The following is a 17,282-nucleotide window of genomic DNA, read 5'->3' as shown; positions in this document are numbered from 1 at the left end:
TTTCAAGAAAAAAATGAATTTTTTTCAAGATAAATTATTAATCCTTTTCAACAAAATAAAAAACAGAGAACATCTGTTTTCTATTTCCTATTACAAGACTCTAAGCTTTCTTCTTTGAAAATGAGATAGATTTGATTCCGTAAAAAATATAACCAAAGACCAGATAAGCCACAAAGATAATCAAGCACATCTTGATGACATAAGGCCAACCATGCTTATAGACATTCAGGAAAAAGTAGGGAAAGGGTTTATCCTTAGCATTCGGAATATCAATTTTCAAGAAAAAACCGTTAATAAGAGCAAAAATCATGTAAATCAGCGGAACACTCGTCCAAGAAATGGGATCAAACCAACGATACTGCCGACTTTTATCAAATACAAGAGTATCAAAGAAAAACATGAGAGGCACAATGTAATGGCAAAGGAAATTTTCCAGCCGATAAAAATCTGTCGCAATCGGAGCTAGGAGCAAGTGATAGACCACGCAGGTAATCATGATACACATGGTTACACCGCCCTTCACGCGCAACAGCTTGGAACTCTCCCAGTTATTGCCCGTCCACATTCTAAAAATGAGATAGGCGGTGAATAATAGAACCAGAAGATTAGACAAGACCGTGTAGTACATCAGCATTCCCACGCCAAGTTTAGCAATTTCCAGATAGACCCCTACAAAAGCTAAAACCAAAAGAAGAAGGCGATAAGAAAGAATTACTTTTTTATTCATAGCGCTTCTCAGATTTTCTTGACAAATTCTGACTTGAGCTTCATAGCACCAAATCCGTCAATTTTACAGTCAATATTGTGGTCTCCTTCGACGATGCGAATATTTTTCACACGCGTTCCTTGTTTAAGATCCTTAGGAGCACCTTTGACTTTCAAGTCCTTGATTAAGGTAACTGTATCCCCATCGGCCAACTGGTTTCCATTTGCATCAATAGCCACTGGACCAGCTTCTCCTGCTACAACTTCTGCTGGATCCCATTCATAGGCACATTCTGGACAAACCAAGAGGACACCATCTTCATAAACGTATTCTGAGTTACATTTTGGGCAATTTGGCAAATTATTCATTAATTCATTTCTCCTTATAAGTGGGCAGACATTCAGAAAAAAATAAGAACCGAATGACAGCCATATTTTACCGTCTTATTATACGATATTTTATCTTAATTGACAAATGGACAAAGAAAATCACTTGTTTTTAAAAAACTTTCTTGACTTTTATGACAAAACAATGTACTATTCTAGTGTATATACAGTAGATAAAAGGAGTTTATTATGAAACCAACATCCAAAAATCAGTTTATGACACTGACCGCTTTCTTGACTGCCCTAGCCATCGTTATTCCGCTGGTTATGCCGATTAAGATTGTCATTCCGCCTGCTTCCTTCACTCTAGCCAGCCACGTTGCAATCTTTCTGGCCATGTTCATCTCACCACTCATGACAGTGATTGTCGTCCTCGGCTCTACCATCGGGTTTTTCATGTCCGGCCTTCCTTTCATCATCACCCTGAGAGCTCTGTCTCACCTGCTCTTCGGGACTATCGGCGCTCTTTACCTGCAAAAGCATCCTGAAACACTGGACAGTCAGAAAAAGACTTGGATCTTTAATTTTGTGCTGGCCCTGATTCATGCTTTTGGTGAGGTAGTGGTCTGCATTCTCTTTTATACGACAACAACCTATCCGGCAAATGCCTTCTATATCCTCTTCGGTTTAGTTGGATTTGGTACAATCGTCCATAGCATGGTGGACTTTGTCATTGCAAAATTTGTCTATCAGGCTCTGAAAAAGATTCGCTAAACCTTGAATCTTCTAGAGATTTGATTTACAATGAAGATATGACAAAAAAACGAAGAAATGATGTATTAGACCTTTTGAAAGAAGCTCGGCAACCTTTAAACGGACAATTTTTGGCGGAACAATTTCATGTTACTCGCCAAATCATCGTTCAGGATATTGCTCTGCTACGGGCTGATGGTGCTCCTATTATCAGTACCAATAGGGGCTATCTCTATAAAGAAAGCAATGAACCCGCTCATTTTCATAGGCTATTTAAACTCAAACACAAGGCGGACGATATCGAAGCCGAACTTTTGGCCATCGTTGATAATGGCGGACGGGTGCAAAATATCATGATTGAGCATCCTGTCTATGGGGAAATCCAGACCTATCTGAAATTGACCTGCCGTCGCGATGTGCAGCAATTTTTAGATCAAGTCTCAGAGAGCGATTTTCGTGCCTTATCTGAGCTAACAAATGGAGTCCACTACCATCTAATCGAGGCAGATTCTCAGCAGGACCTAGACTATATCGAGGAAGCCTTAGCTACACTGGGCTTTCTGCAAGAATAAGCACGAGGCAAATATTCTAGATTGAACTAGTTTTGAAGGAAAGTCAAGGCTGGTTTTTATATTTTGAATGAACAAGAAACTTTGTCAGCTTCCTAGAAATAAGGTAAAATAAGAGAAAGGAATCTGTAGGGAGACAGAATGGCAGCAAAGACAAAATACCAAGTTATCATGGATAAAATTATTAGGGACATTGAAAAGGGAAGACTTAGTACGGGGCAAAAGATACCCTCCGTCCGCAAGCTGGCAGACCGCTACAGTTGCAGCAAGGACACTGCCCAGAAGGCTCTGATTGAACTTCGTTATCAGAAGTACATCTATGCTGTGCCTAAGAGCGGCTACTATGTCTTGGAAAATGACCAAAATAAAAAGGAAGATATCGAGCTGGCTGTGACAGATGACCGCCACCAAGCCTACGAAGACTTTCGTATTTGTGTCAATGAAACGCTGATCGGTCGAGAAAACTATCTTTTTAACTACTACTCCCAGCAAGAAGGACTGGAAGATCTGCGACAGTCGGTCCAGCGCTTACTCTTGGACTCGGCGGTCTACACTTCTGCAGACAATCTGATTCTGACTTCCGGTACCCAACAAGCCCTTTATATTCTCTCTCAGATTGACTTCCCTAATAGCAAAGAGACCATTCTGGTTGAGCAGCCCACCTACCATAGAATTAACGACTTACTGCTAAATCAAAAACTGACTTATGAGACTATTGAGCGTAAGCCGTCTGGGATTGACCTGAAAGAGTTAGAAAGGATTTTTCAAACAGGGCAAATCAAGTTTTTCTATACGATTCCCCGTTTCCACTATCCACTAGGACATTCCTACAGCCGTCAGGAAAAGGAAGAAATCCTTTCCCTCGCTGAACGTTATGATGTCTATATCGTTGAAGACGACTATCTGGCCGACTTTGATAGTAAGCGAGAACTGCCTTTTTACTATCTAGATGACAGCCAGCATGTTCTCTATATCAAGTCTTTTTCCACCAGCCTTTTTCCCGCCCTGCGCATCACTGCTTTGACTCTGCCACCTCAGATTCGAGAGACCTTTCTGTCCTATAAAAAAGCGGTTGACTACGACAGTAACCTCATCATGCAAAAAGCTCTCTCCCTCTATATTGACAATCTAATGTTTGAAAAGAATCGTCTGGCATTATTGAACCAACTGGAAGTTGAAAAAAATAAGGCACAATTCCTCTTGGACGACCTTCATTTACCTCTACCCCACCAGTTGACAACCGATGGCGTGATTTTTGACCTTCAATCCCTCGCATCAGTCAGCTCCCTCAAACATAGCAAGCTGCCGCTGGACTTTTTTGAAAGCAGCTACATTCAGACTTGCCCCTACCACTATGCTAAGATACGGTTTGATGATTTGAAAGAAAATCTGGAAAAATTGAAAGACTATCTAAAAAAGTTGTAGACTTATTGTCCTACAACTTTTTGAATTTCTCTTACTCTATCAAGCATCCATCATCCCTGCCTGTAACTGATACATTTTCTTATAGGTCCCATTTTGTGCTAGAAGCTCTTCATGGCTACCAGACTCAATGATGCGCCCTTTATCTAAAACGTAGATGCAATTGGCATCCTGAATCGTGGACAGGCGATGGGCGATGGCAATAGTGGTTCGACCTTGCCGCATTTTCCGGAGAGAATGCTGGATCAGCTCCTCAGTTTCCGAATCGATATTGGCAGTGGCCTCGTCTAAAATCAAGATTTTAGGCTTGGTTGCGATGGTTCTGGCAAAAGCCAAAAGCTGTCGTTGGCCACTAGAGAAGGTGGACCCGCGTTCAGTAACCGGACTATCATAGCCCTGAGCTAGATGGCTGATAAAGTCATGGGCATCGACAAAGCGAGCTGCTTCTTCGACCTCTGCTTGCGATAGATTTTCCTGATACATGCGGATATTGGAGGCAATGGTGCCGTGGTAGAGAAAGGGATCCTGCAAGACAAGACCGATATTGCGGCGTAACTCTGCTTGACTATAGTCTCTGATGTCTCTGCCATCGATAAGAATCTTCCCTATCTCAAATTCATAAAAACGCAGGAAAAGGTTAATAATGGAGGATTTGCCCGAACCCGTTGACCCGACAAAAGCAATCGTCTCGCCTTGCTTAACGCTAAAGGAAATGTCCTTTAGAATCTCTCTCTTTCCGTCATAGGAAAAGCTCACGTGCTGAAAGTCAATATTTCCTGCCTGAATCTCAGGTCCTTCTTCTGCTTGTTCAGGCTCAAAGTCTCGACGATCCATGAGTTCAAAAACGCGCTCCGCAGCCACCATCGATGTCTGAAGAACAGAGTAATTTTGCATGACATCAATCAAGGGATTGAAAAGCTGGTTGACATACTGGATAAAGGCATACATGACACCTGCAGTTACTCCAGCTACTTGCCAACTCAAGCCAAAATAAGTCAGAATAAGGGCATATGCCAAGATTTTCAGCAAAGACATGGCAGGACGCAGAAAGAGACTGTTCACATTCAGATAGCGGTTGCTAAAGTCTAGGTGTTCCCCATTGATTGCTTCAAATTCTTCTAACAACCGTTTTTCCTGACCAAAAGCTTGGATGATCCGCATTCCTTCAATGCTCTCAGAAAGTTTGACATTGAGGTCGCTTAGTCTGGCTCGAACTTGCTTGAGCAAGCGATTGGACAGCCGCTGATACAGGATAATCGAACTAAGCATGACAGGCAAAAAGAGGACAATCAGCAGAGTCAGCCGCCAATTCAGAGCCAGCATGGTTGCAATTGTCACTACCAAGATAAGCATGGAGCTGAGGAAGTTTGAAAAAATACTGCTAAACATATCAGCCACTGACTGGGTATCATTGGTCAAGCGGGAAACAATAGCTCCTCCTGCAGTCTGATCAAAATACGCCATCCCTAATTGCTGCATATTCGCAAAAGTCTCCTGACGGAGATCGCGGACAATGCTATAAGCCACTCGTGCAAAAGCATACTGCCCCAGAAAAGTAAGGAGCACCCGCAAAAGAAAGAGACCATAGTAAATTCCCAGAAGATAGAGCCCATTTGTGGCTGCCTCTCGGCTAACAAACTGGTCAATATAAAACCGAGCCAAGAGCGGCAAGGCCGTTGTCACCAGAGTCGTTGCGAAAATAAAGGCTAGAGCCAGGAGGCTAATCCATTTGTAGCGCCACATATAACCTAGGAGGCGTCTAAAAGTTGATTGTTTTGTCATTTTGCAGACTCCTCCTTGAAACGTTCATATAGTTGTTGATTTTGATAGGTTTGAGCATACCAGCCCTCTGCTGCCAGAAGTTCTTGGTGGCTACCTCGTTCCTTAATACGGCCATTCTCCAGCACTAGGATCAAATCCGCATGGACAATGGCTGACAGACGATGGGCAGTGATAATGGTCGTCTTACCAGCTCGTTCCTGCTTTAGATTTTCTAAAATCACATGCTCGGTCTTGGCATCCACTGCTGACAAGGAATCATCCAAAATCAAAATTTCTGGATTAGTGATGAGGGCTCTGCTCATAGCCAAACGCTGCTTCTGACCACCAGAAAGCGAGACGCCCCGCTCGCCAAGTAGCGTATCCAAACCATCCGGCATAGCCTTAATATCCTCATAAACACCACACAGCTGGGCTGCTCGGATGACCTGCTCTTCTGACAGTTCTGGATTGGCAAAGCGAATATTGTCCCGAATGGACAGGGCAAAGAGTATCTGATCCTGGGGCACATAACCAATCAGACCGCGCAGATCCTTAAGAGCATACTCTCGGATATCGTGGCCATTCAGATAAATTGCTCCTTCTTGAATATCCTGCTCCCGAAGCAAAAGGCGTAGCAAGGTGGTCTTCCCAGATCCAGTCGGCCCGACGATCCCCAAGGTCTGCCCTTTTTCTAATGTAAAGTGAATATCCTTCAAAGTCACTTCGTTCTCATAAGCAAAGTAATCTATCTCATAGTCCAGTCGGCCATTTTGAATACTGGCAAGTGGCTGCTTGGCTTCCTCGACATCTGACTCCTCAGCCAGCAAGCTCTCAATCCGTTCATAGGAAACGGATCCCCGCTGACTGATATTCACTAGATAACCCATCGCCTGCAGTGGCCAAACCAGCATATCCAGATAAGTCATAAAAGTAACCAGCTCACCGACTGTAAATTGACCTTGGGAGATAAATATTCCTCCGAAAATCAGGGTCAGAACATAGGACAAGCCGACAAAAATTAGCACCATCGGGTCAAACAGGGAATTGTACTTGGCAGCCAAGATGTTCTTTTGGTAGACTTCTTGGTTGATAGCTGCAAAAGACTGAATCTCCGCATTCTGATAGCCAAAGGACTTGGTCACTTTAATCCCTGCTACGCTTTCCTGAACTTTATTGTTGAGATCAGAAAAAGCCTCCTGAGCCGCTTTAAAGCTCTCGTGATTCTTCCGACCAATCAAGCTGGTTCCCCAAGACAGAAAGGGCAGAGGGAGAATGGCAATCAGAGTCAACCGCCAGTCCAAGACCAAAAACATGGTGATGAGGGTCACCAAGGCCGTAATAGAAGCATCTACCGCTGACATAACACCACCGCCAGCCACGCTGACTACTGCATTGATATCATTGGTCGCATGGGCCATGAGGTCACCCGTTCGGTATTTTTGATAAAAACTTCGTGACATTTTCGTAAAATGTTCAAAAAGGCGAAAGCGTAAGATGCGCCCCAGATCATTTGCTGTGCCAAAGATATAGAGCCGCCAGACATACCGCAGACCATACATGATGAAAGCGGACAAAATCAAAAGAAGAAGATTATAAGCAAATTCTTCAGTAGTCAGATCCTGCCTAGCAATTCTATCTATGACCTGCCCAATGACTCGTGGCGGAATCAGATTAAAAACACTGACCAAAGACAAGGCCAAAATGCCGATCATATAGCGCCGTTTCTCCAGTTTAAAAAACCAGTCCAGTTTTCTGATAAGATTCATTCCGTTTCCTCATTCCAAACAAAGGACGGACAGCCCTTAATCCGACTGTCCGTTTCTCACTATCTCTATTATACGCTATTTCATCTAAAAATGAAACTCAGGCAAACTATCCTCATCTTTTCTTAGTCAGGACAAAGCTGGTGTCCAGCAAATCAAAAAGTTGCTGATCGAGCAAAGTTCCATCCAAGGGCAGGCTGAGCCAGTATTTTTTATTCATATGAAAGGCGGGATAAATTCCCTTTTTTTGAATAAGTTCCGCAACTCGGTCACTCTTGACATTTAGGACCTCGACCGCACCACTGCGCTCCTTTTCAAACTTAGACCAATCGGTTGTCAAAAAAGCTCCGTACCATTTCTTACTATCCTGATGGCGAAAAACAGCGGCTCTATTAGCGCTTTTACGAGAAGAATTTTCCCAAAGATACTCCAACTGCCCCTGATAAGTATCCGCCACATAGCTACTCAGTCGCTGACTTTGCTCATAAAGAAAACCTACTTCCTCAAAGCAATGCTGCCGAATATCCAGCAAAATCTCCTGACAGGCCGCTCTGACTAGTCCGACAAACTCTCCAGCCATACTTTCCATCTTGACTGGTCGATATTCATCACCTGTATCCAAGTCAAGCACCTGAAAATCCAGTTTTCCATCAGAAATCAGCACATCTATCTGGAAGTCGCCAGTCATAATCTTAGTCGAATATCTGTATTCTGCACTAGACCTGACAAAGCCATAATCCAGCAAACTTTCTTCCTTCAGCCTATATTTTTCAAATAAATCCAGCATGAACTTTCCTGCTAAAATACTACTTTGGTGCCGTGCAATTGATCAACACCCAAAGTGTCAGCAATCTCGGCACGATTTTCTAGATTAATCCCACCACCAGGTAAAATTTCTATCCGCCCTGCCGCATGCTCAATCAATTCATCCAGCCAAGCCAAATGCTCTAGAATGGACTCTGACGCTGGCCCGCCATGAGTCAAAATCCGCTTAACTCCATGTTCAACCAGCCAGTCTAGCTCTCCGAACTGATATTCAGCAGGAATAGCGTCAAAAGCCATATGGAAGACCACATCCAGCCCCTGAGCTGCCTCAAGCAGCCGCTTCATCTTAGGATAATCAATCTCATTATTTTCCGTTAAAACACCAAAAACGAGGCCATGACTCCCTGCTTCACGTGCCTTCTGAATGTCCGAAAGCATTATCTCGATTTCCAAATCTGAATAGACAAAATTCCCACCACGAGGACGAATCATGGTCATCACAGTCGCATCATAAGGCTTGACCATTCGTACTGCAGCCTCGATGACACCGTAGCTAGGCGTTGTTCCACCAACTGTTAGATTATCACACAGCTCAACCCGCTTCGCTCCAGCCTCTAAAGCCTTGTCTAGTAAGGTGACATTCTCAGCACAAAATTCATAAATCATGGTACTACCTCTTATTTACTATATTGATTTTCTACTTTTTATTATATCACAAAATTTCCTTTAACATGAACCTCTAGCATTTTTGCCACTGCTTTTCTCAATCATTTTATATTAATAGGCTTGCCAAAATTTTCTATTGTCTACTCTTACAAATCTTATTTGCAGCTATTTCCACTACGAGCATCTTCCAAGACCTTCAACTAGAGAAATGTTGACTTTCGGGTGTCTTTTGTTCAAGATTGTGCTAAAATAGACTTAAATGAAATGAAAAAGGAGCTTTTATGAAATACCCTAATCTTTTAGATCGTTTCCTGACCTATGTCAAAGTTAACACACGCTCAGACGAAACATCTACTACTACACCCAGCACCCAGAGTCAGGTGGACTTTGCTAACAATGTCCTCATTCCTGAGATGAAGCGAGTTGGCTTGGAAAATGTCTACTACCTGCCCAACGGATTTGCAATTGGGACTCTGCCAGCCAACGATCCTAGCTTTACCCGCAAGATTGGCTTTATTTCCCACATGGATACGGCGGATTTCAACGCAGAAAACATCCAGCCACAGGTCATTGAAAATTATGACGGCGGTGTGATTCCGCTTGGGCAATCTGGCTTCAACTTAGATCCTGCAGACTTTGCAAGTCTCCATAAATACAAGGGCCAAACTCTGATTACGACTGACGGAACAACCCTTTTGGGAGCAGACGACAAGTCAGGTATTGCTGAAATCATGACTGCTATCGAATACCTGTCTGCCCATCCAGAGATCAAGCATGGAGAAATCCGAGTGGGCTTTGGTCCAGACGAGGAAATCGGTATCGGAGCTGATAAGTTTGACGCTGAAGACTTTAATGTAGACTTTGCTTACACGGTAGATGGCGGACCTCTAGGCGAGCTCCAGTACGAAACCTTTAGTGCTGCTGGAGCAGAACTAACCTTCCAAGGCCGCAATGTCCATCCAGGAACTGCTAAAGACCAGATGGTTAACGCTCTTCAGCTGGCTATTGACTTCCACAACCAGCTGCCAGAATCCGACCGACCAGAGAAGACTGAGGGCTACCAAGGCTTCTACCACCTGATGAACCTGACTGGTACTGTCGAAGAAGCTCAAGCAAGCTACATTATCCGCGATTTTGAGACAGAGACTTTTAAAAATCGCAAAGCTGCTATGAAGGTCATTGCTGATAAGATGAACCAAGAGCTGAGTAGCGAGCGCGTCATCTTGACCCTCAAAGACCAGTATTACAACATGAAGCAGGTCATTGAAAAGGACATGACACCAATCCATATCGCTAAAGCAGTCATGGAAAGTTTGGACATCCAGCCGGTTATCGAGCCTATTCGTGGCGGAACTGATGGCTCAAAAATTTCCTTTATGGGCATCCCAACACCGAACCTCTTCGCCGGTGGTGAAAATATGCACGGACGATTTGAGTATGTCAGCTTAGAAACCATGGAACGCGCTGTCGATACTATCATTGGCATCGTCTCTTATCAAGAATAAATAAAAAAACAGAAATTCATAAGGAATTTCTGTTTTTTTTTGACTTTTAAAACTGAAAGTTAAGCTAATACCAACTGCTCCAAGAGCAAAAAAGGAGAAGACCAATTGGTCCTCTCCAAAGTTTGGCATGTATCAGGCCGTTATAGTCGACAAAAAAACGTATTGACAGATTCAATTAAGCTTCTGTACCGTTAATGACTTCTATAATCTTCTCAATAATCTCATTATCTAGATACTGTTCGAACTGAGGTAAGTATTCATAATAGTTCTTATAAGTATCGGCCTGTCCTGCCATAATCAAAGCTCTGAAGCCTTGGTAGGCAACTTCAAAATTCCCTATTTTGACACCATTTTCTAACAATTCAAATGGAATCCAATAGTCATAAACCCTGTTCCAGCTGAAAAGACTATCCGGATTCAATTCTAAATCCTTAGCCATATAAGCATAAGCAAAAGCAATGTGATGCTGCCCTGCCTCTCTATATAATTTAGCTAATTGAGACCATGCTTCAGCGCGATTAGGGTTAATCTGGATAGCTTTTTCCAAATACTCCCGTCCTTCAAAAGCTTTCCCTTCATTTTCATAAATTTGCGCTATTTCTAGACAAGAATAATAAGCTTCCTCTGACCATCCATCCGTCATAACTGCACGTTTTTTGAACCAAGACAAGGCCTCCTGGTATAAACCTGCATCACGATAAGATCTCGCACAATAAAAGGTATATCTAGGCTCTAAATCAGGGTCTTGATTATTATAAACGGCATTTGCAAGTACAGTTGCATCATGATAATATTTATCATCGTCTAGACTTCGTGCGCCTCTTGTTCTTGCAATGACTGAATAAGGTCCTACAAGATTTCCATAACTGGCACCTTCAGGCAATTCAATAAATTCATGCACAACTCCTCGCCAATAAATTTCTGGATTATTTTTAACAAGAGCTACACGACGAAATGAAAGAACTCCACTCTCATCTGAAAAATTGAGATAATAGGCATCTGCTTCAAGATCAGTAGAAATTTTTAAACTACCTTCAACGAAATCATCTGCATCAAAGATTAGAATATAGTCTCCCTTTCCTCTTGCATAATTTAGGGCTAAATTTCTATTATAGGCAAAGTTTTGCCATTCATCTTTGTGCAATTCTCCTGGAATCCCCACCTCACTAAAAAAGTTCAAGATGAGGTTTTCCGTTCCATCTGTGGAGCCAGTGTCAGAAATGACCCAGTAGTCAAATGTGATTGAATTGACCAAATTTTGGAGTGTTTCCAAAATTATATGGGCTTCATTTTTTACAATCATATTCAATACAATTGATGACATTCAATTCCTCCAAAACATTAATACAACAAAACTAGAGGCTAGTAGAATTTTAATAATCCTAATAGCCTCTGTTTTACTCTAAACTTGATATTGCTTAAATTTTATAAAGAGAATATCTTAGAGTTCTTCTTCTTTTCGCTTAGAAACACCTAAGGCAGCTAGAAGTGCAGCTGATAGAAGTCCTGCGCCTACCACACCTACTTCATGGTTGCTATTGTCACCAGTCTTAGGAAGGGTTCCTGACTTAGCTACTACTTTGGTTGTTCCTGCAGGTTTTGTTGGCTTAGCTGGAACTGTTGGAGCTGTTGGAACTACTGGTTTTATTGGATTAGTAGGGCCAGTTGGGCCTGTAGGACCGGTTGGACCAGTTGGACCTGTAGGACCAGTTGGACCTGTAGGACCGGTTGGACCTGTAGGACCAGTTGGACCTGTAGGGCCGGTTGGACCTGTAGGGCCGGTTGGGCCGGTTGGACCGGTTGGACCTGTAGGGCCGGTTGGACCGGTTGGACCGGTTGGACCAGTTGAACCTGTAGGGCCGGTTGGACCTGTAGGGCCGGTTGGACCGGTTGGACCGGTTGGACCGGTTACACCCTTGCCATCTTTACCGTCCTTACCATCTTTTCCATCTTTACCATCTTTTCCGTCCTTACCATCTTTACCATTTCTGATAATTGTAGAAGATGTTACTTCATCAGAATCAACCTTACCATTGTTATTCTTATCAATTCCAACAAGAATAGTAACACTACCATCTTCATTTTCAACGAGAGTTACAAGTGAGCTTTGACCATCTTTTCCGTCTTTGCCATCCTTGCCATCTTTACCGTCTTTTCCATCTTTAACGATTGTAGCAGAGGTTACTTCATCTGGATCAAGCTTACCATTACCATTTGTATCAAAACCAATCTTAATGGTGTGTGTTCCATTTTGGTTATCAACTACTTCTGCTAATGGTGTCTTACCATCTTTTCCGTCTTTAACGATAGTTGTTGACGTCACTTCACTTGAATCAAGTTTACCATCGCCATTCTTATCAAGACCGACCTTAACAGTGTGCGTACCGTCGTTGTTGTTAACTACTTCAGTTAATGATGATTTACCATCTTCACCCTTAGCTCCGGTCGCTCCTGTAGCACCAGTTGCGCCATCTTTCACGATAGTCGTTGAAGTTACTTCGCTTGGATCAAGCTTACCATCACCATTCTTATCAAGACCAACTTTAACAGTATGAGTACCGTCGTTGTTGTTAACTACTTCAGCTAATGGAGATTTACCATCCTTACCGTCTTTAACGATGGTAGATGAGGTTACTTCGTCTGAATCCAACTGACCGTTGACGTTCTTATCAAGTCCGACTTGAACAGTATGAGTGCCATCGTTGTTGTCTACAACCTTAGCCAATGATGGCTTGCCATCTTCACCCTTAGCTCCAGTTGCGCCTGTAGCACCGGTAGCACCAGTTACGCCGTCTTTCACGATAGTTGTTGAAGTTACTTCGCTTGGATCAAGCTTACCATCACCATTCTTATCGATTCCAACTTTAACAGTATGAGTACCATCGTGGTTATCAACTACTTCAGTTAATGATGATTTACCATCTTTACCGTCTTTAACGATGGTAGATGAGGTTACTTCGTCTGAATCCAACTGACCGTTGCCGTTCTTATCAAGTCCGACTTGAACAGTGTGAGTGCCATCGTTATTGTCTACAACCTTGGCCAATGATGGCTTGCCATCCGCTCCGGTTGCGCCTGTAGCACCAGTTGCGCCATCTTTCACGATAGTCGTTGACATTACTTCACTTGGATCAATTTTACCGTCGCCATTCTTATCGATTCCAACTTTAACAGTATGAGTACCATCGTGGTTATCAACTACTTCAGTTAATGATGATTTTCCATCTTCACCTTTAGCTCCTGTTGCTCCGGTCGCTCCTGTTGCACCGTCTTTAACGATAGTTGTTGAAGTCACTTCGCTTGGATCAAGTTTACCGTCGCCGTTCTTATCGAGTCCAACTTTAACAGTATGAGTACCGTCGTTGTTATCAACTACTTCAGTTAATGATGATTTACCATCCTTACCATCTTTAACAATGGTAGATGAGGTTACTTCGTCTGGATCCAACTGACCATTGCCGTTCTTATCAAGTCCAACTTTAACAGTATGTGTGCCGTCGTTGTTGTCTACAACTTGAGCCAATGATGGCTTACCATCTTCTCCTTTAGCTCCAGTCGCGCCGGTTGCACCAGTTACGCCGTCTTTCACGATAGTTGTTGAAGTTACTTCGCTTGGATCAAGCTTACCATCACCATTCTTATCGATTCCAACTTTAACAGTATGAGTACCATCGTGGTTATCAACTACTTCAGTTAATGATGATTTACCATCTTCACCCTTAGCTCCGGTTGCGCCTGTAGCACCAGTTGCGCCATCCTTCACGATAGTCGTTGACGTTACTTCACTTGGATCAAGCTTACCGTCGCCATTCTTATCGATACCAACCTTAACAGTATGCGTACCGTCGTTGTTGTTAACTACTTCAGTTAATGATGATTTACCATCTTCACCCTTAGCTCCGGTCGCACCAGTGGCACCGGTTGCGCCAGCTTTTCCATCCTTACCGTCTTTGATGATTGTTGAAGAGGTTACTTCGTCTGAATCCAACTGACCGTTGCCGTTCTTATCAAGTCCGACTTGAACAGTATGAGTGCCATCGTTGTTGTCTACAACCTTAGCCAATGATGGCTTGCCATCTTCACCCTTAGCTCCAGTTGCGCCGTCTTTCACGATAGTTGTTGAAGTTACTTCGCTTGGATCAAGCTTACCATCACCATTCTTATCAAGACCAACTTTAACAGTATGCGTACCATCGTTGTTGTTAACTACTTCAGTTAATGATGATTTACCATCTTCACCCTTAGCTCCGGTGGCGCCAGTTGCTCCTGCTTTGCCATCCTTACCATCTTTGACGATGGTTGAAGATGTTACTTCATCTGAATCCAACTGACCGTTGCCATTCTTATCAAGACCAACTTTAACAGTATGAGTACCGTCGTTGTTGTTAACTACTTCAGTTAATGATGATTTACCATCTTCACCCTTAGCTCCGGTTGCGCCTGTAGCACCAGTTGCGCCAGCTTTTCCATCCTTACCGTCTTTGACGATTGTTGAAGATGTCACTTCGTCTGGGTCAAGCTGATCGTTGTTGTTCTTATCGAGGCCGACTTGAACAGTATGGGTACCATTGTTGTTGTCTACAACCTTAGCTAATGGAGACTTACCATCCTTACCGTCTTTGACGATTGTTGAAGATGTTACTTCATCTGGATCGAGCTGGCCATTGCCATTCTTATCCAGACCGACTTGAACAGTATGTGTGCCGTCGTTGTTGTCTACGACTTGAGCCAATGATGGCTTACCATCTTCTCCTTTAGCTCCGGTCGCGCCTGTAGCACCTGTGGCGCCAGCTTTTCCATCCTTACCATCTTTGACGATAGTTGAAGATGTTACTTCATCTGGATCCAACTGACCGTTGTTGTTCTTATCGAGGCCGACTTGAACAGTATGGGTGCCGTTGTTGTTGTCAACAACCTTAGCTAGTGGAGATTTGCCATCCTTTCCGTCTTTGACGATTGTTGAAGATGTTACTTCGTCTGGATCCAACTGACCATTGCCATTCTTATCAAGACCAACTTTAACAGTATGCGTACCGTCGTTGTTGTCTACGACTTGCGCCAATGATGGCTTACCATCTTCACCTTTTGCTCCTGTAGCTCCAGTTTCACCTTTATCGCCTTTAGCTCCAGTTGCGCCAGCTTTTCCATCTTTGACGATAGTTGAAGATGTTACTTCATCTGGATCCAACTGGCCGTTGCCGTTCTTATCAAGACCAACTTTAACAGTGTGTGTACCGTCGTTGTTGTCTACGACTTGAGCCAATGATGGCTTGCCATCTTCACCTTTGGCACCAGTTGCGCCGGTTGCTCCAGTTTCACCTTTATCGCCTTTAGCTCCGGTCGCACCTGTAGCACCAGTGGCACCAGTGGCACCGGTTACGCCAGCTTTTCCATCCTTACCATCTTTGATGATTGTAGATGATGTTACTTCGTCTGGATCAAGCTCACCATTACCGTTCTTATCGAGTCCGACTTGAACTGTGTGTGTGCCATTGTTATTATCGACAACCTTAGCTAGTGGAGACTTACCATCCTTACCGTCTTTAACGATGGTAGATGAAGTTACTTCATCTGGATCCAACTGGCCGTTGCCGTTCTTATCAAGACCAACTTTAACAGTGTGTGTACCGTCGTTATTATCGACAACTTGGGCTAATGATGGCTTGCCATCTTCTCCTTTAGCGCCAGTTGCACCGGTTGCGCCTGTTTCACCTTTATCACCCTTAGCTCCTGTTGCACCAGCTTTTCCATCTTTAATGACTGTAGAAGATGTCACTTCATCTGGATCCAATTGGCCATTGCCATTCTTATCCAAACCGACTTGAACAGTATGGGTGCCATTGTTGTTATCAACAACCTTAGCTAGTGGAGATTTTCCATCCTTACCATCTTTAACAATGGTAGATGAGGTTACTTCGTCTGGATCCAACTGACCGTTGCCATTCTTATCAAGTCCAACTTTTACAGTGTGCGTGCCGTTGTTATTATCCACGACTTGGGCTAATGATGGCTTACCATCTTCTCCTTTAGCGCCAGTCGCGCCTGTGGCACCAGTCTCACCTTTATCGCCTTTAGCTCCGGTCGCGCCTGTAGCTCCGGTTGCACCTGTGGCGCCAGCTTTGCCATCCTTACCATCTTTGATGATTGTAGATGAAGTTACTTCGTCTGGATCAAGCCCACCATTTCCGTTCTTATCCAGACCGACTTGAACTGTGTGTGTGCCATTGTTGTTATCAACAACCTTAGCTAGTGGAGATTTTCCATCCTTACCATCTTTAACAATGGTAGATGAGGTTACTTCGTCTGGATCCAATTGGCCGTTGCCGTTCTTATCCAGGCCAACTTTAACAGTGTGCGTGCCGTTGTTATTATCGACAACTTGGGCTAATGATGGCTTACCATCTTCTCCTTTAGCGCCAGTCGCACCTGTTGCGCCTGTTTCACCTTTATCGCCTTTAGCTCCAGTGGCTCCAGTGGCTCCAGTGGCTCCAGTTGCACCTTTATCACCCTTAGCTCCAGTTGCACCGGTAGCACCTGTTTCACCTTTATCACCTTTAGCTCCGGTCGCGCCTGTAGCTCCAGTTGCGCCAGCTTTTCCATCCTTACCGTCTTTGACGATGGTTGATGAGGTTACTTCATCCGGATCCAATTGGCCATTGCCATTCTTATCAAGTCCAACTTTAACTGTGTGTGTACCGTCGTTGTTGTCTACGACTTGCGCCAATGATGGCTTGCCATCTTCACCTTTATCGCCTTTAGCTCCGGTCGCTCCTGTAGCTCCAGTTGCGCCAGCTTTTCCATCTTTGACGATAGTTGAAGATGTTACTTCATCTGGATCAAGCTGACCATTGTTGTTCTTATCGAGGCCGACTTGAACAGTATGGGTGCCGTTGTTGTTGTCAACAACCTTAGCTAGTGGAGATTTGCCATCCTTACCGTCTTTGACGATTGTTGAAGATGTTACTTCGTCTGGATCCAACTGACCATTGCCATTCTTATCAAGACCAACTTTAACAGTATGAGTACCGTCGTTGTTGTCTACGACT

12 protein-coding genes are annotated in these 17,282 nt (G+C 43.7%); 4 read left to right on the top strand and 8 right to left on the bottom strand.

Annotation, left to right across the window (positions count from 1 at the left end):
* Positions 1-100 precede the first annotated feature (100 nt).
* Positions 101-727 (bottom strand): Pr6Pr family membrane protein, encoded by a 627-nt coding sequence (locus D8872_RS09045; RefSeq protein ID WP_125390703.1) that lies wholly within the window; start codon positions 725-727, stop codon positions 101-103.
* Between the two features lie 8 nt (positions 728-735).
* A complete protein-coding gene (locus tag D8872_RS09040) occupies positions 736-1,074 on the bottom strand; it encodes a zinc ribbon domain-containing protein YjdM (RefSeq protein ID WP_061911530.1) in 339 nt (112 codons plus the stop codon).
* Positions 1,075-1,281: 207 nt separating this feature from the next.
* Here D8872_RS09040 and D8872_RS09035 point away from each other — a divergent pair, with 207 nt between their 5' ends.
* The 3 genes from D8872_RS09035 (at position 1,282) to D8872_RS09025 (ending at position 3,779) form a co-directional block, all read left to right on the top strand.
* Complete coding sequence (locus D8872_RS09035; protein ID WP_125390702.1) at positions 1,282-1,806, top strand: ECF transporter S component; 525 nt, start codon at positions 1,282-1,284, stop codon at positions 1,804-1,806.
* Positions 1,807-1,844: 38 nt separating this feature from the next.
* The gene (locus D8872_RS09030; RefSeq protein WP_125390701.1) at positions 1,845-2,357 is read left to right on the top strand and encodes a transcription repressor NadR; all 513 of its coding nucleotides are present in this window, start codon (positions 1,845-1,847) and stop codon (positions 2,355-2,357) included.
* A 138-nt stretch (positions 2,358-2,495) separates the two neighbouring features.
* Positions 2,496-3,779 carry an aminotransferase-like domain-containing protein gene (locus D8872_RS09025; RefSeq protein ID WP_125390700.1) on the top strand — a complete coding sequence of 428 codons (1,284 nt, stop codon included), beginning with the start codon at positions 2,496-2,498 and terminating at the stop codon, positions 3,777-3,779.
* Positions 3,780-3,818: 39 nt separating this feature from the next.
* Here the strand turns inward: D8872_RS09025 and D8872_RS09020 are convergent, their stop codons facing one another.
* From D8872_RS09020 to D8872_RS09005, 4 genes are all read right to left on the bottom strand, one after another.
* Complete coding sequence (locus D8872_RS09020) at positions 3,819-5,558, bottom strand: ABC transporter ATP-binding protein (protein ID WP_125390699.1); 1,740 nt, start codon at positions 5,556-5,558, stop codon at positions 3,819-3,821.
* Positions 5,555-7,303, bottom strand: a complete 1,749-nt coding sequence (locus tag D8872_RS09015; RefSeq protein ID WP_125390698.1) for an ABC transporter ATP-binding protein — start codon at positions 7,301-7,303, stop codon at positions 5,555-5,557. Before D8872_RS09015 ends, D8872_RS09020 begins: the two co-directional genes overlap by 4 nt.
* A gap of 112 nt (positions 7,304-7,415) precedes the next feature.
* On the bottom strand, positions 7,416-8,087 hold the full coding sequence (locus tag D8872_RS09010) for an MmcQ/YjbR family DNA-binding protein (RefSeq protein ID WP_125390697.1): 672 nt from the start codon (positions 8,085-8,087) through the stop codon (positions 7,416-7,418).
* An 11-nt stretch (positions 8,088-8,098) separates the two neighbouring features.
* On the bottom strand, positions 8,099-8,731 hold the full coding sequence (locus D8872_RS09005; RefSeq protein ID WP_125390696.1) for a copper homeostasis protein CutC: 633 nt from the start codon (positions 8,729-8,731) through the stop codon (positions 8,099-8,101).
* 281 nt (positions 8,732-9,012) lie between these two features.
* Between D8872_RS09005 and pepT the strand changes: the two genes are divergently transcribed.
* Positions 9,013-10,236, top strand: coding sequence for a peptidase T (pepT, locus tag D8872_RS09000; RefSeq protein WP_125390695.1), 1,224 nt, complete (start codon positions 9,013-9,015; stop codon positions 10,234-10,236).
* A gap of 175 nt (positions 10,237-10,411) precedes the next feature.
* On the opposite strand, the gene D8872_RS08995 is transcribed toward pepT, so the two are convergent.
* Both D8872_RS08995 and D8872_RS10860 read right to left on the bottom strand, forming a co-directional pair.
* Positions 10,412-11,560, bottom strand: a complete 1,149-nt coding sequence (locus tag D8872_RS08995) for a glycosyltransferase (protein ID WP_125390694.1) — start codon at positions 11,558-11,560, stop codon at positions 10,412-10,414.
* Between the two features lie 117 nt (positions 11,561-11,677).
* Positions 11,678-17,282: collagen-flanked surface repeat-containing protein (locus D8872_RS10860; RefSeq protein ID WP_185761411.1), on the bottom strand; the 5,605-nt coding region annotated here is incomplete at its 5' end.

Origin of the sequence: Streptococcus cristatus, from assembly GCF_003943815.1 — a bacterium.
GTDB lineage: Bacteria > Bacillota > Bacilli > Lactobacillales > Streptococcaceae > Streptococcus > Streptococcus cristatus_F.
Note: the sequence above shows the minus strand (reverse complement) of the source record. Positions and strands in the feature narration are given on the sequence as shown.